This window comes from Wolbachia endosymbiont (group B) of Ennomos erosarius (assembly GCF_964026905.1).
Lineage (GTDB): Bacteria > Pseudomonadota > Alphaproteobacteria > Rickettsiales > Anaplasmataceae > Wolbachia.
This window is the reverse complement of record NZ_OZ034708.1, coordinates 25,882-39,483: the sequence shown is the minus strand read 5'-3', so window position 1 is coordinate 39,483 and position 13,602 is coordinate 25,882. Positions and strand designations below refer to the sequence as shown.

The window sequence follows — 13,602 nt, the reverse complement described above, 5'->3', positions numbered from 1 at the left end:
GGTGGCTATAGCTAGTGCAAACCGTTAACTGTACGAACATTTTAATATGATACGATGTTACATAGTAAACGATATCATTTCAGCGCCACTTTTCTTGTCATTCCAGTGTCAAGCACAGTCGTCTAAGTGAGGAAAGTCACCTCTCCCCACTCGACTTCAAAACCGGACTTGTGGTAGAGTGGGCAGCCAGCGAGTTACTTGTTAAGTACTTTTCCAACAGCCCCTCTCCGAACCTTACTAACGCGAATTCTGGATTAAGGAAGGAAGAAAGTATAGGAAATAGAAGGCTTTTTGGATTTGATGGAATAGGAAATGAGAGTAGAAAAGATATGAACCAAAAAATTAACAGGGGATCTATGGCGAGTGTGTTCAATTTCTAGTCTATTTTTTAGGTAACCAAAAACAGTCTCAATGATAGACCTTTTTCTCAGTAAAATCTTCTCATTTAGCGAAATCAATGCATTTTTCATACCTTTTTTCACCTTGGTAACAAGTTTCAAACCTCGGTCAAACAGCTTCTGAAAAAGCTCTTTTGCAATATAACCTTTGTCACCAAACAAAAGGCCGGTTAATTTTTCCGTCAGATTTGGCACAGGTATCCTATCATCAACATTGCCTTTTGTTAGCGTAAGTGAATGAATTTCACCATTTTCATTGATTACCATATGTAATTTGAAACCAAAAAACCAGCCGTAAGTACTCTTGCTTAATTTTGCAATTCCAGCAAAAACTTTGTTTTTGGATATTCTTTTTGCATGACAAACTGCAATGGGAGTTGTGTCTATATATGAAATTCCAGTGTTTTCTGACTGTCCACAAAGCCAATGCAACAACATTGCTAAATGCCACAAAACCCTAGGCTTTAGAGCAACAAACCTGGTATATGAAGGCAACTTTGGAAACTCTGATTTGTAGAGCAACGTTAGGTAATGTAGATAGAAAGTTTTGAAATTTTTACACGGAGATTGTTGATATAGCAGGATTATTGTCATGATTTCGGAGTGCTCAATTTCCGTTGTTCTTGTGGGTTTTTTACCATTTGGCAGTAGTTTACCTGCAAAATTTTTCTCTATATCTCTGCAAAAATCATCGACCAAACAAAACAGTTTGTTATATCTTCCATGGTTAACCTCATCTGTTTTTTTATAACTGCTGAGTTTACCCTGTTTTCTTGCCTTTTCTATTCTCCTTTAATCCAGAATTCGCGTTTTGAATATTCTAAACTTAAAATTTTATCTAAATCCAAATTTGCAGCTTCAGTTTTGTCGATACTTGATCCTTGAGAATTAAATTTATGATCTGAATGATGCTCAAAGTAATCTGCAATTCCTTCCATTAATACTGTAGGTAGGTGCTTACCTCCTGTAGCCAAGTAAGTTAAACCATGTGCAAATTCATGCTGAAGGTTATGAACGCCACCTTGCTGATAGACATACATTTCAGCAAAAACATCAGCTTCCCCTTTGTAGTAACATTTGCCACCCTCATCTCCAAGGTAAGAACCGAAATGCTCGCTTCCGCCAAGGTGGGTGTAATCATCCTTGTCATCAAACATATAAATTTTAAATGTTTGTTCTGAGTTGCTGTGTTCTAACTTGAATGTATCTTTAAAACTAGTAGCTGTTTCTCTTATCTCACTTTCAATTGTTGCAATTTTACTTGCTCTTAAATTATGAGAATAAACTTCTACTTTAATATTTAAGTCTTCAACTTCTACAACATGTGGCGAATTAAACCCTTTGCTGTTATTGTTGAAGTATTCTTCTTTAGTTATATTTTTATTTATTTGTTGATTGATTGTCATAATTTTAACCTCTAATTTATTAACTCTTCAAATATAAGGTGATCTCTACTAAAAAAGTGTGAATTTTCATATTGGTATAATCTATATCTTAGTGAAGAAATATAAGTAATTAATTTAATATGAACAATATAAGATATAGCTATAACTAAAGCAATTTAGATTTACCGATAATTTGGTAAGCTATGAACTCGTCATTCCGCTACGTGTTAGCGGAATCTATGCTGAGATACCGCGGCGGTATGACGTAGGAAAACCTGACCTGCACTAGCTATAGGCTCTATAGCTTGACCACAAAAAAAATCTAGGTTCTAACGTTACATTAGGATAGGGTAAGAATTTAAAAGCAAATTGACTTTCATTCCACCAAAGTACTATACTAAAACCACGATGGGTAATTAGCTCAGTTGGTAGAGCACTTGCTTGACGTGCAAGCGGTCGCTGGTTCGAACCCAGTGTTACCCACGTTTTTGTTTATGAAAAGATTTTATATGACAGCAGTGCATAACGGTAAACACTCAGCAGCACAATCCAAGCGCTTAATCTATTCCATAATAATAGTTGCGATAACAATGTTTATGGAAATAGTAGGTGGAATAATTTCACATTCGCTTGCTCTATTATCAGATGCAGGGCATATGCTCACTGACCTCTTTGCCTTAGTTTTAAGCTGGTTAGCACATAGGTTTTCAGCTAAGAAATCCGATTTGCAGAGATCATACGGGTATCATCGGTTGCAGATAATTGCAGCATTTGTTAATGGTTTAACTCTATTCCTCATTGCAGTAATTATTATAATTGAATCAATAAAGAGGTTTATTTTTCCAGTCAATGTTGAGTGGAAAGTAATGTTAATAATTGCTACACTCGGTCTTGTCTCTAACATAATAGTCTTTTTTATATTACATAGTAAATGCGAGAGCAATATAAACATAAAAAGTGCTGTATTGCATGTTATTGGAGATATTTTAGGTTCTGTAGCTGCTATACTTGCATCCATAATTATCATGCTTACTGGATGGCAAGTAGTAGATCCTATTCTGTCAGTATTTGTCAGTGTAATCATCCTAAACAGTGGCTATAAAATTCTAAAGAATTCTTGCCACATACTCCTTGAAGGTACGCCTGAGGGTATATCAACTGAAGAAATAAAAAGTAAAATTGTATCTAAGCTACCTGAAGTGATAGATGTGCACCACATACATGCATGGTCGCTGTCTGATAATTACTTTATCATAACGATGCATGCCAAAGTAAAGCAAGATGCACAACACACTGATATTTTGTATGAGATAAAAAAAATACTACTAAATAGGTTCGAGATAGCACACTCTACAGTTGAAATTGAATACGATGAGTGTGCGGATAATAAGATACTTAAACATTGACGTTTAAAATTATTATGGTATTACTAGAGTGTAATGATGTTAAAGGTAAGCTATGATAGGTATCTCTCAAATACAATTTCCTTCAAAGGAATCTAGCAGGCTAAAGTTTTTTGTTTACTTTGGTATTGTGCAAGCGTTAAGTATATTAACTATGCCCACCAGTATAGCAATTTCTTTTGTGGCTGTTCTTTACAGATCAGAGATCCAAACTTTTCTTACCTATAAAAAAATAAAGAATGAGGAAGTAAATAAAAAGGAATATTGGAAAATATTTATTAAAGATAATGTAATCAAGTCAGTGTTTTTTTTATCGTTAGTAGGATTTACGTTATATCTATCCTTTACTAAGACTCTCATATTAGCTTGGCTATTAGCACCGATACCATTAACGATGCTAATAATTTTGTTGCAACCTGAAGTCAGACCAAAAAAACTTAATCCTATTGCCCTGTTTAAGAATGCAGTGAATTTACTTTTGGATGGTGCACGAGAAAACTTATTCGGTATGAAGTATATTATTAATACTGCTATTGAACACACATTGCCTCATTTATCGAATGATAGCATTATTAACAATATTAATATATTAAAAGATAAATATGGTGAGAAGGTACCAGAACCTAAGGATGTTATATGTAATGATGAGTTTGTTAAGTTTATCCAGTATATAAAAGGAGAAAAAGAGTTTAGGAAGAGTGATGAACAAGAATTCATTAACTATCTTAATAGATGGTGCAATAATGATGAACAAGTTCATGTTTCTGGACTTACAGGAGGGCAAATTTTATACTTAGTTCTAAAGGCTTGTAATAGTGGAGATAGTGAATCAGTTGCAGCAAAAAGGCGGGAATTGGCAAAGTCTTTAATGTATGCCATAAATTATGCTCAAGGGACGTTTATTCCTGAAACTTGCTTTACCGGTATTATTGGTGCTGCGATAAAGTCATTAGAAGGAATACACCCTGATATTAGAGTAGAATACCTTATGGAAGACAGAATTGGAACGTATGCAGAAGGTGAGGCGTGTGAGTTTATTAAGAAAGAGCTGAAAAAAAAGAAGAATCATAAAGAAATCCTCAATGCTTGGGATAAGTCAGATGATAGCAGTAACCAAATAACTTCTAATTTTATTCAAGAGATCAGGATACCTTTAATGAGAAATTTGTTTAGCTTGGATTGTAGTGAACAGAATGTAATAGATACAATAGAAAATCTTGAATATATTAATCCAGGAAGATTAACCGACCCAAACATCGATAATATAAGAAGAACAGGTTCAGCACATGAATTATAAAAACTTATGTTCCTTGCCTTGCAGAAGATTTGTGATATTTTTATAGTGCTTTAAGAAAATTAATATTGCTACAGTGAGTAGTGCAAGAAATAAGTCTTTTTGAAAAAAGAGAGATGCTAATACAGCTGCTGTAGTAGAAGTCAAAGAAGCAAGAGAAGAGTATCTAAAGATAAAAAATACCACTATCCAGGCAAATATAAATATCAAAGCAATTGGCATATTAAGTGCTATCAGAACTCCCAAAGTTGTTGAAACTCCTTTGCCTCCTTTAAATTTTAGCCAAATAGGAAACATGTGCCCTAAAACTGCTAAAATTGCAGATACATATATATAAAAATCGTTATTATCACAAAATTGTTGTGCTATATAAACGGCGATGAATCCTTTCAAGGAATCCAGAAGTAATGCCAGAGCAGCAAGAAATTTATTCCCTGTTCTTGCAACGTTTGTAGCACCGATATTACCTGAACCTATTTCTCTTAAGTTTATCCCTTTTATTCTTGTAATAATTAAGCTAAACGGTATTGAACCGAGTATATAGGATAGTATAAGGACTATAACTAACACAGGTAAAATTTACTATCGAAAGACCTCGTCATCCCGCTGCTTGTTAGCGGCTGAGATACCGCGGCGGTATGACGTAGGGAAGTCTTACTTATTATAGCTATACCTCTCCGCATATATCGAAGATTCAATTAATTTTATTATTTTTCAGCCTTTTTAGGTAGCACTGAACTTTATCGTTAATCTGATTACTAAACAGTATAAGCGCTGTCATATTGATGAGAGCTAAACAAGAGAATAAAGTTCCACCAATATTGGCAATAGCCATTCTATCTTTAGAAAGACCAGAAAAAAACGCCACAATTATTACCGCTATGCGATATATCACTATACTTTTTGCACCGAATAAATATAGCCACCCCATTTCACAACAATATACAAACGAAATTACTGAAGAAAATGCAAACAAAGGTGCAGCTATTGTTAGAAGTATAGGAAACCACGGAGAAACTGTCTCAAATGCCTTTTGAGTAATTAATATCCCTTCACCAACACTAGTCTGGTATGCACCTGTTATTACTATCGTTATTCCAGTTAAACAGCAAATGAGCATTGTATCAAAACACGGTTCTATCATAGCAACAAGCCCAGTTCTTACTGGTTCTTCATCTTTAGTTGTTGCATGAGTAATTGCAGCAGAACCAACACCCGCTTCGCTGGCAAAAATTGCTCTTTGAATTCCAGCAACAAATGCTCCTACCATCCCTCCGCCAACAGCATTAAAATCTATCATGCTGGAAAATAATATCTTAAATGTGTGACCAAGATTGTGGATATTAAATCCAATAATAACAAGGCAGCTACATATATATATGAGTGACATAATAGGCACTAGTGCAGAAGATACTCTAGCTATCCTTTTAATTCCGCCAATAATCACTAGAGCAAGCAGCGCAGAGATTATGGAAGAAAGAAACCAAGAGTGACCATCTACCCAACTTGAATAGCCAGATAATATTGAAACCATTTGGTTGGTTTGAAACGCTACACTTCCACCAAGGCCTGATAATACAAAGAATACTGCATACATGGCAGCCAGCACAATACCAAGTTTTTTAAATCCAAATTCCTCCAGACCATTCCTTATATACTGAAAGGGGCCACTAAACAATTGGTCCTGATCTTCTGTTCTATGTCTAAACGCCAACGTTACCTCAGCAAATTTTGCTGACATACCAAAAAAACCTGTAATCATCATCCAAGGCACCGCTCCTGGTCCACCCATTGAAACTGCAATTGCGACTCCAGCAACAGTTCCAAGGCCTACTGTGCTTGAAAGTGCAGTCATAAATGCCTGAAAATGCGTAATATGACCATCATGGTGATTCGTGTCATATTTTCCACATAAAATAGCAAACGCATGCTTAAACATTCTTATGTTGAGAAATCCAAAACGTAATGTTAGAAACACATAACCAAAAACTAGTAGAAGGATTATAAATGGCACGTAAAGGATCTTGAAAAACAGTACTTCATTCATGAAGTTATTTATTCCATTCAACACAGCGTCATAACTTTCGTAAAAACCTGAAGCAGCGTACACATCATTAAACAATAGGCAAAATAACACCATACAAAGCAATCTATAAATCATGTTAATACCTTTTAGAATTGTAATAAGAATCTATTGTATTCAAAACTTCCCTTCTTAGTAGATATATTGCAACAGCATTTGGAATCATAAGGCACATAAACAAACTGTCACCTAGGTAAGATATAAATTCTATATTTTTTGACATACAACTAATATACACTGAAATCACTATAAGAATTTGGAACGGTATCAGTATTTTTTTATTACCAAATAAATACAGTAGAGCAACTTCGCAGTAGTAACAATAAGCTATTATTGTGGAAAATGCAAAGGAAAACATCATTAGTGGAAAAACTAACTTGCCGAACAAAGGCAAAGCTGTTAAAAATACCGAACTAATTAGTGTAATATCACCAACGTTATCAGTGCTATGCATACCAGTGATAATTATCACAATACCAGTCAAAAATGAGATTAATATTGTGTCTATAAGTGGTGCAATCATTGCAACGCACCCAACTTTAATTGGATTTACCTCTTTTACAGTTGAATGTGCTATAGCTGCTGTTCCGGTACCTGCTTCGTTAGCAAACACTGATCTTCTCACTCCGGCTATTAATCCGCTCAATACTCCGCCTCCTATAGCTGATTTGTTAAAGATGTCTTGGAATATTATGGATAAAGCATTCAGCAAGTTACTTCCGTTTACATAAATTAAATATATACACATACCCACATATAGCACTATCATAATTGGTGCTAAGCTTGTTGAAACGAAAGCAATGCGCTTTATTCCTCCCAATATTACAATAAAGACAAGCAGGGATATAATAATGGACGCGTTGTATTCGAAGAGGTTATTTGACAATGCTGCTATCTGATTTGCTTGAAATGGTATACCGCCCAAAATCATTGCAATAAGTAGCATAATCGCATAAGTGAAGGCAAGAAATCTACCAGTTTTTGCAAATCCAATTTTTGCAAGCCCGTACTTCATGTAATAAAAAGCCCCGCCAGTTGTATTTTCAGAGCGATAAGTGAATGCAAGCACCACCTCGGCAAACTTTATCGACATACCAAGTATTCCAGTAATTACCATCCAAAAGACTGCACTTGGGCCTCCTATTGTGATAGCTATTGCAACTCCTGATATTGTTCCAAGGCCAACTGTTCCTGAGATTACTGTTGCAAATGCTTGAATATGAGTGATGATACCATTGTTATTACCATTACACTTTAGGTTGAATAGCGTCTGTACTCCATGCTTGAATAATCTAAAGTTAATGAATTTGAACCGAACCGTACAAAAAACTCCAGTTGCAATTACCCAAATAATTATAAATGGAATGTTGAATATCTTTATATATAGAAGAGAGTTTAATAGATCAGTTACTTTTACAATCATGCTGCTCACTACTTTTGATATAGCTAACGAGTTTTATATGTAAAATATATGTAAAACCCGATGCTTATTGGAATAGTAAGTGTATACACTATACCTAAAATTGGTAGAGTCATCCAGGGCTTACTGATGAAAAATACAATAAGTACTCCAAAAAATGACACAAATATATAGGATAGGCTTTTGGGAATATAAATATATTTTGCGGAGAAAGTTGGAATGTGACTTATCGAAAAAAATGAAATGGCCAGAAAGTAACAAGCCACGTTTCTTGTGTTAAAAAATCGCTCTATGAGAAGTAAGTATTCACTCTCATGAGATTGAAAGGTAATAATTATTGGCAACAAAGAAAGTAAAGCACACACTGGAGCTGGAACACCAGAAAAGAAAAATTTTTCCCAGTGTGATTGTTCTGAGTGTAGCGAAACATTGAATCTTGCAAGTCTTATTGATATGCAGATTACGTATATCATTACTAAAATCCAACCTATGACTTTGATTTCGTTTAGCTTCCAAAAATACAAAAGAAATGCAGGCGCTGCACCAAAGTTTAGAAAATCTGCAAAAGAATCAAGCTGGGCTCCAAAATCGCTAGTTGATTTTAGAATTCTAGCTATTCTGCCATCCATTCCATCTAGTATTGCTGCAATGATGATAAAAATTACTGAGAATTCCCATTGTTCATTAAATGTAAATTTAAGTGAAGTGAGACCAGAACATAAACCCAATAAAGTTATAAAATTTGGGAATAATTTAGTAATAGGTAAGGATCTACTGTTACTTTCATCGTTATTCATATAACATCAAAAGTAAGCTTCTCTTGAACGTTTTCCTTATTTAAGTTTGCTATAATTGTTTCACCACCAATAACAGTTTGCCCTTCTGAAACTCTTACTTCTATATCAGCGGGAACATAAATATTCACTCTACTGCCAAATCTTATAATTCCAAACCTTTCACCTGCTTTTACGTTCTGGGATACTCCTAAATTACAAACGATACGACGTGCAATTAATCCAGCTATTTGCTCCACAATAATTTCTTTTCCCTTTTCGTATTCAATCACAATAACCTGCTTTTCATTTTCATTACTAGACCTATTGCTCATTGCGGATACAAACTTGCCTTTTTTATAATTCATTTCCTTTATCGTACCAGATATTGGTATACGGTTCACATGGACGTTCAAAACGCTTAAAAATATGCTAACAAGCGTGAACTTCTTCTCTTCTCCATTTTCTGCCGATAAAGGATAATTAACTTCTTCAATTTTTGAAATCACACCATCAGCAGGACTTAATATAAGATCCTTATTGTTTGGCACAGCTCTTGCTGGATCGCGAAAGAAATAAGTACACAATAATGTCGGAAACAAGCACGTAACACCAAACCCCCAAGATATAGAGAATGCTATACACGTTACTATAAAGGAAACTACTATAAATGAATAACCTTCTCTGTTTATATTAGGTAAACCAAAACACATAATCTTATTAACAATAATCTACTATTAACAACTTATCATTTATAATTTCTCATGAAAAGCTTTTTTTAACTGCTTCAGCAAAGTCTTTTTGATACAAGACAGATTGTTATATTAGCACACCATCATACTGTAACAACCCATCCAACACAAAATCTAATGCCTAAGTTTAGATCAGAAAACTGATTCTTCTAAAAGTTGCTCACTATCTTCGTCTATTATGATAGAATTATCATGATTTCTGAGTAAATCTCTGATTTTCGTTTCTATTTCATTTGCGACTTCTTTGTTTGTTTTTAGGTAAGTTTTTACATTCTCTCTTCCTTGTCCAAGACGTGTGTTGTTATATGAATAGTAAGCGCCTGCTTTTTCAAGCACACCAAGCTTTGCTCCCATATCTATTATTTCTCCGAGTTTTGATATACCTTCATTGTACATTATATCAAATTTCGCTTCTCTAAATGGAGGAGCAACTTTATTTTTTACAACTTTAACTCTTGTTTCATTGCCTGTAATATTTTCTTTGTCTTTTATTACACCAACTTTTCTTATATCAAGCCTTACAGAAGTATAGAATTTTAATGCATTTCCACCCGTGGTAGTTTCAGGATTCCCATACACTACTCCTATTTTCATACGAATTTGATTAATAAATATCAATATACAGTTCACTTTTGAAACGGCAGAGGTTAGCTTTCGTAGCCCGTGACTTAGAAGCCTTGCTTGCAGCCCCATGTGTTGATCACCCATATCACCCTCAATTTCAGCTCTTGGGGTTAACGCTGCAACAGAGTCAATAACTATCACATCAACCGCACCGGAACACACTAAATACTCAACAATATGCAACGCCTGCTCTCCAGTGTCTGGTTGTGAAATTACTAAATCATCAGTGCTTACCCCAAGTTTACGAGCATATAAGACATCCAATGCATGTTCTGCATCGATAAATGCGCATGATCCTCCTTTTTTTTGTGCTTCAGCAATCACGTGCAAGGCAAGAGTGGTTTTACCAGAACTCTCGGGACCAAATATTTCAATTATACGCCCTTTTGGCAGACCTCCAACACCTAGAGCCGAATCAAGCGCAATTGATCCTGTGGATATTGTGTCTATTTTTTCTACAGGGTTTTGCTTCAACTTCATTATTGCACCTTTACCGAATGCTTTTTCAATCTGGCTTATTGCGTTATCTAGCGCTTTTTGTTTATCACTATTTCTTTCTTCTGGGTTACTTGCCATAGATCATTTATTAATTTATATAATTCTCTATGATAATCGAACGCAAGTAACCTGCCAAGGGTTTTTTAATAATGAAGAACGTTATCATAGAAAAATTAGCTACCTAAATTATATTAAGATAGAAAGTTAGATAGACTCTGCAGTGCGATACAAAATAACGGTAGAATATAATGGTAGTAGTTTCTCTGGTTGGCAAAAACAGCAACACTCTGCTAACTCAATCCAGGAGAAGATAGAAAATGCTATATTTAATTTTAGTGGTGAGAAAATTGCCTTGTACTGTGGTGGCAGGACTGATGCAGGGGTTCATGCTTTAGGACAAGTTGCTCATTTTGATATGGAAAAGGAATTTGAGCTTTATAGACGCGAATTCTGGATTAAAGGAGAATAGAAAAGGCAAGAAAACAGGGTAAACTCAGCAGTTATAAAAAAACAGATGAGGTTAACCATGGAAGATATAACAAACTGTTTTGTTTGGTCGATGATTTTTGCAGAGATATAGAGAAAAATTTTGCAGGTAAACTACTGCCAAATGGTAAAAAACCCACAAGAACAACGGAAATTGAGCACTCCGAAATCATGACAATAATCCTGCTATATCAACAATCTCCGTGTAAAAATTTCAAAACTTTCTATCTACATTACCTAACGTTGCTCTACAAATCAGAGTTTCCAAAGTTGCCTTCATATACCAGGTTTGTTGCTCTAAAGCCTAGGGTTTTGTGGCATTTAGCAATGTTGTTGCATTGGCTTTGTGGACAGTCAGAAAACACTGGAATTTCATATATAGACACAACTCCCATTGCAGTTTGTCATGCAAAAAGAATATCCAAAACAAAGTTTTTGCTGGAATTGCAAAATTAAGCAAGAGTACTTACGGCTGGTTTTTTGGTTTCAAATTACATATGGTAATCAATGAAAATGGTGAAATTCATTCACTTACGCTAACAAAAGGCAATGTTGATGATAGGATACCTGTGCCAAATCTGACGGAAAAATTAACCGGCCTTTTGTTTGGTGACAAAGGTTATATTGCAAAAGAGCTTTTTCAGAAGCTGTTTGACCGAGGTTTGAAACTTGTTACCAAGGTGAAAAAAGGTATGAAAAATGCATTGATTTCGCTAAATGAGAAGATTTTACTGAGAAAAAGGTCTATCATTGAGACTGTTTTTGGTTACCTAAAAAATAGACTAGAAATTGAACACACTCGCCATAGATCCCCTGTTAATTTTTTGGTTCATATCTTTTCTACTCTCATTTCCTATTCCATCAAATCCAAAAAGCCTTCTATTTCCTATACTTTCTTCCTTCCTTAATCCAGAATTCGCGTTTATAGGGTTTGGACATATTTTTTGTGGTGAGCCAAACGATAAATTAGGTGGTATGCATTTTGTAGGTAGATATGTTGAAGCTCAAGAAGATAAATGGGCAGGTGCAATTTGGAATCCTATGCGATAAATCAGATATTAAGCCGCCAGTTTATACATTTTGAATGAAATATTTAGGTAAGGATGGGGAAGTCATTCCGCTACGTGTTAGCGCCGCGGCGGTATGATGTAGGAAAACCTTAGCTATAGCTTTAGAACTCCCAAAAGGTCAGGAACATTGAATGACTTGACAGAAAGTTCAAAATAAATTACCCATATAAAATGTCCTTGAGTCATAATTTTTTATATGTTAGATGTGGTATCAATTGCTTCAGATCATGCTGGTTATGAATTAAAATCAGAAATAAAATCCTATCTGGAAACCCTAGGTTATAGAGTGGTAGATCAAGGCTGTACTGCTAAGCAAAGGTGTGTAGATTACCCAGACTATGCTGTTAAAGTTGTAGAAGATATAACAAACAAAAAAGCAAATTATGGGATATTAATTTGTGGTACAGGTTTGGGCATGAGTACTGTGGCAAATCGTTTTGAAGGAATCTACGCTGCTTTATGTAACAGTGTTGAGATCGCAAAATTAGCTCGCGAGCATGGCAACGCAAATGTACTGTGTCTTGGTGCAGGATTTACTGCGAGTGGATTAGCAAAAGACATAGTCAAACAATTCCTCGAAACAGAATTTTCAAAAGAAAGCAGACATAAAAAACGCCTTGATAAACTCAGCAATATAACCTCTAAGAAAAAAAAAACAAAAACTTATAACGAAGATGAAATATCAAAATTCGCTAAAATAGCAGTCCAGTGGTGGGATGAGAACGGCAAATTCAAACCATTGCACATGATGAATCCTGTTAGAGTATCTTACATTATTGAGAAAATAAAAGAGTTAAAAAAATGCGATTTAAAAGAATTATCATTGCTTGATGTTGGATGCGGTGGTGGCATTTTGTCAGAGTCAATGGCACGCGTTGGCATTAACGTTGTGGGAATAGATGTATGTGAAGAAAACATCAAAGTAGCGCATTCACATGCGAAAAAAGTAGGGTTAAATATAGAATACACGCACACCAGCATTGAAGAGTTAAGCAATGACAAGAAGTACGACGTGGTTCTGCTGATGGAAGTAGTTGAGCATGTAGATAATTTAGAATTCTTTATGAGAAGAGCAATAGAACTGCTAAAACCGGAGGGGTTAATCTTTATATCCACAATAAATAGAACTATCAAATCCTTCTGCCTTGCAATAATTGGTGCAGAGTACATATTAAATTGGCTGCCTAAGGGTACGCATAACTGGAATAAATTTCTCAAGCCGTCAGAAATTGCAAATCACTTAAGAGAAAATAATGTAACGCTGCAAAACATGGCTGGCATGGAGTACAACGTGATAAAGCGTGAGTGGAATCTAACTAAAGGTGTGGATGTTAATTATATACTTTATGGAAACATTGTAGTTTGAGAAGGTTCTAATGTCATCCGAGTAGCTTGACTACTTGGATCCAGAAAAAA

Annotated in this window: 11 protein-coding genes, 1 tRNA gene and 3 pseudogenes; 7 read left to right on the top strand and 8 right to left on the bottom strand. The window is 35.1% G+C overall.

Annotated features, from left to right (window positions below; translation table 11 throughout):
- Window positions 1–254: 254 nt before the first annotated feature.
- The gene (locus tag AAGD95_RS00220; protein WP_410542088.1) at window positions 255–1,106 is read right to left on the bottom strand and encodes an IS982 family transposase; all 852 of its coding nucleotides are present in this window, start codon (window positions 1,104–1,106) and stop codon (window positions 255–257) included.
- 74 nt (window positions 1,107–1,180) lie between these two features.
- Window positions 1,181–1,804, bottom strand: coding sequence for a collagenase (locus tag AAGD95_RS00215; RefSeq protein ID WP_341818526.1), 624 nt, complete (start codon window positions 1,802–1,804; stop codon window positions 1,181–1,183).
- A 389-nt stretch (window positions 1,805–2,193) separates the two neighbouring features.
- On the opposite strand from AAGD95_RS00215, the gene AAGD95_RS00210 reads away from it, so the two are divergent.
- The 3 genes from AAGD95_RS00210 (at window position 2,194) to AAGD95_RS00200 (ending at window position 4,483) form a co-directional block, all read left to right on the top strand.
- Window positions 2,194–2,266, top strand: a tRNA-Val gene (locus tag AAGD95_RS00210).
- A 113-nt stretch (window positions 2,267–2,379) separates the two neighbouring features.
- Complete coding sequence (locus AAGD95_RS00205) at window positions 2,380–3,189, top strand: cation diffusion facilitator family transporter (protein WP_341818525.1); 810 nt, start codon at window positions 2,380–2,382, stop codon at window positions 3,187–3,189.
- A gap of 127 nt (window positions 3,190–3,316) precedes the next feature.
- Window positions 3,317–4,483 carry a hypothetical protein gene (locus AAGD95_RS00200; RefSeq protein ID WP_341818524.1) on the top strand — a complete coding sequence of 389 codons (1,167 nt, stop codon included), beginning with the start codon at window positions 3,317–3,319 and terminating at the stop codon, window positions 4,481–4,483.
- Here AAGD95_RS00200 and plsY read toward each other — a convergent pair.
- The 6 genes from plsY to recA form a co-directional block, all read right to left on the bottom strand.
- The gene (plsY, locus tag AAGD95_RS00195) at window positions 4,478–5,050 is read right to left on the bottom strand and encodes a glycerol-3-phosphate 1-O-acyltransferase PlsY (RefSeq protein ID WP_341818523.1); all 573 of its coding nucleotides are present in this window, start codon (window positions 5,048–5,050) and stop codon (window positions 4,478–4,480) included. The two genes, AAGD95_RS00200 and plsY, sit on opposite strands and share 6 nt — an antisense overlap.
- A gap of 124 nt (window positions 5,051–5,174) precedes the next feature.
- On the bottom strand, window positions 5,175–6,641 hold the full coding sequence (locus AAGD95_RS00190; protein ID WP_341818522.1) for an amino acid carrier protein: 1,467 nt from the start codon (window positions 6,639–6,641) through the stop codon (window positions 5,175–5,177).
- 1 nt (window position 6,642) lies between these two features.
- Window positions 6,643–7,986: an amino acid carrier protein gene (locus tag AAGD95_RS00185; protein WP_341817016.1), complete on the bottom strand. Its 1,344-nt coding sequence runs from the start codon at window positions 7,984–7,986 to the stop codon at window positions 6,643–6,645.
- Window positions 7,987–8,009: 23 nt separating this feature from the next.
- Entirely contained in the window at window positions 8,010–8,780 is a 771-nt protein-coding gene (locus AAGD95_RS00180; protein ID WP_007548748.1) for a CDP-alcohol phosphatidyltransferase family protein, read from the bottom strand.
- Window positions 8,777–9,469: a phosphatidylserine decarboxylase gene (locus AAGD95_RS00175; RefSeq protein ID WP_341818521.1), complete on the bottom strand. Its 693-nt coding sequence runs from the start codon at window positions 9,467–9,469 to the stop codon at window positions 8,777–8,779. Before AAGD95_RS00175 ends, AAGD95_RS00180 begins: the two co-directional genes overlap by 4 nt.
- 171 nt (window positions 9,470–9,640) lie before the next feature.
- The gene (gene recA / locus AAGD95_RS00170; protein ID WP_341818520.1) at window positions 9,641–10,708 is read right to left on the bottom strand and encodes a recombinase RecA; all 1,068 of its coding nucleotides are present in this window, start codon (window positions 10,706–10,708) and stop codon (window positions 9,641–9,643) included.
- A 142-nt stretch (window positions 10,709–10,850) separates the two neighbouring features.
- On the opposite strand from recA, the pseudogene AAGD95_RS00165 reads away from it, so the two are divergent.
- The 4 genes and pseudogenes from AAGD95_RS00165 to ubiG all read left to right on the top strand — a co-directional run.
- A pseudogene (locus AAGD95_RS00165) lies at window positions 10,851–11,069 on the top strand (tRNA pseudouridine(38-40) synthase TruA); the annotation flags it as partial.
- A gap of 104 nt (window positions 11,070–11,173) precedes the next feature.
- Window positions 11,174–12,024: pseudogene (locus AAGD95_RS00160) on the top strand (IS982 family transposase).
- A gap of 16 nt (window positions 12,025–12,040) precedes the next feature.
- Window positions 12,041–12,197 (top strand): annotated as a pseudogene (locus AAGD95_RS00155) (EndoU domain-containing protein); the annotation flags it as partial.
- Window positions 12,198–12,382: 185 nt separating this feature from the next.
- Window positions 12,383–13,552, top strand: a complete 1,170-nt coding sequence (ubiG, locus tag AAGD95_RS00150) for a bifunctional 2-polyprenyl-6-hydroxyphenol methylase/3-demethylubiquinol 3-O-methyltransferase UbiG (RefSeq protein ID WP_341818519.1) — start codon at window positions 12,383–12,385, stop codon at window positions 13,550–13,552.
- Window positions 13,553–13,602 lie beyond the last annotated feature (50 nt).

Bases quoted from the DNA above. Each gene is read 5' to 3' on its own strand.
- AAGD95_RS00215 (WP_341818526.1), bottom strand. From the start codon at position 1,804: ATGACAATCAATCAACAAATAAATAAAAATATAACTAAAGAAGAATAC.
- AAGD95_RS00205 (WP_341818525.1), top strand. From the start codon at position 2,380: ATGGAAATAGTAGGTGGAATAATTTCACATTCGCTTGCTCTATTATCA.
- AAGD95_RS00190 (WP_341818522.1), bottom strand. From the start codon at position 6,641: ATGATTTATAGATTGCTTTGTATGGTGTTATTTTGCCTATTGTTTAAT.
- AAGD95_RS00185 (WP_341817016.1), bottom strand. From the start codon at position 7,986: ATGATTGTAAAAGTAACTGATCTATTAAACTCTCTTCTATATATAAAG.
- AAGD95_RS00180 (WP_007548748.1), bottom strand. From the start codon at position 8,780: ATGAATAACGATGAAAGTAACAGTAGATCCTTACCTATTACTAAATTA.
- AAGD95_RS00175 (WP_341818521.1), bottom strand. From the start codon at position 9,469: ATGTGTTTTGGTTTACCTAATATAAACAGAGAAGGTTATTCATTTATA.
- recA (WP_341818520.1), bottom strand. From the start codon at position 10,708: ATGGCAAGTAACCCAGAAGAAAGAAATAGTGATAAACAAAAAGCGCTA.
- ubiG (WP_341818519.1), top strand. From the start codon at position 12,383: ATGTTAGATGTGGTATCAATTGCTTCAGATCATGCTGGTTATGAATTA.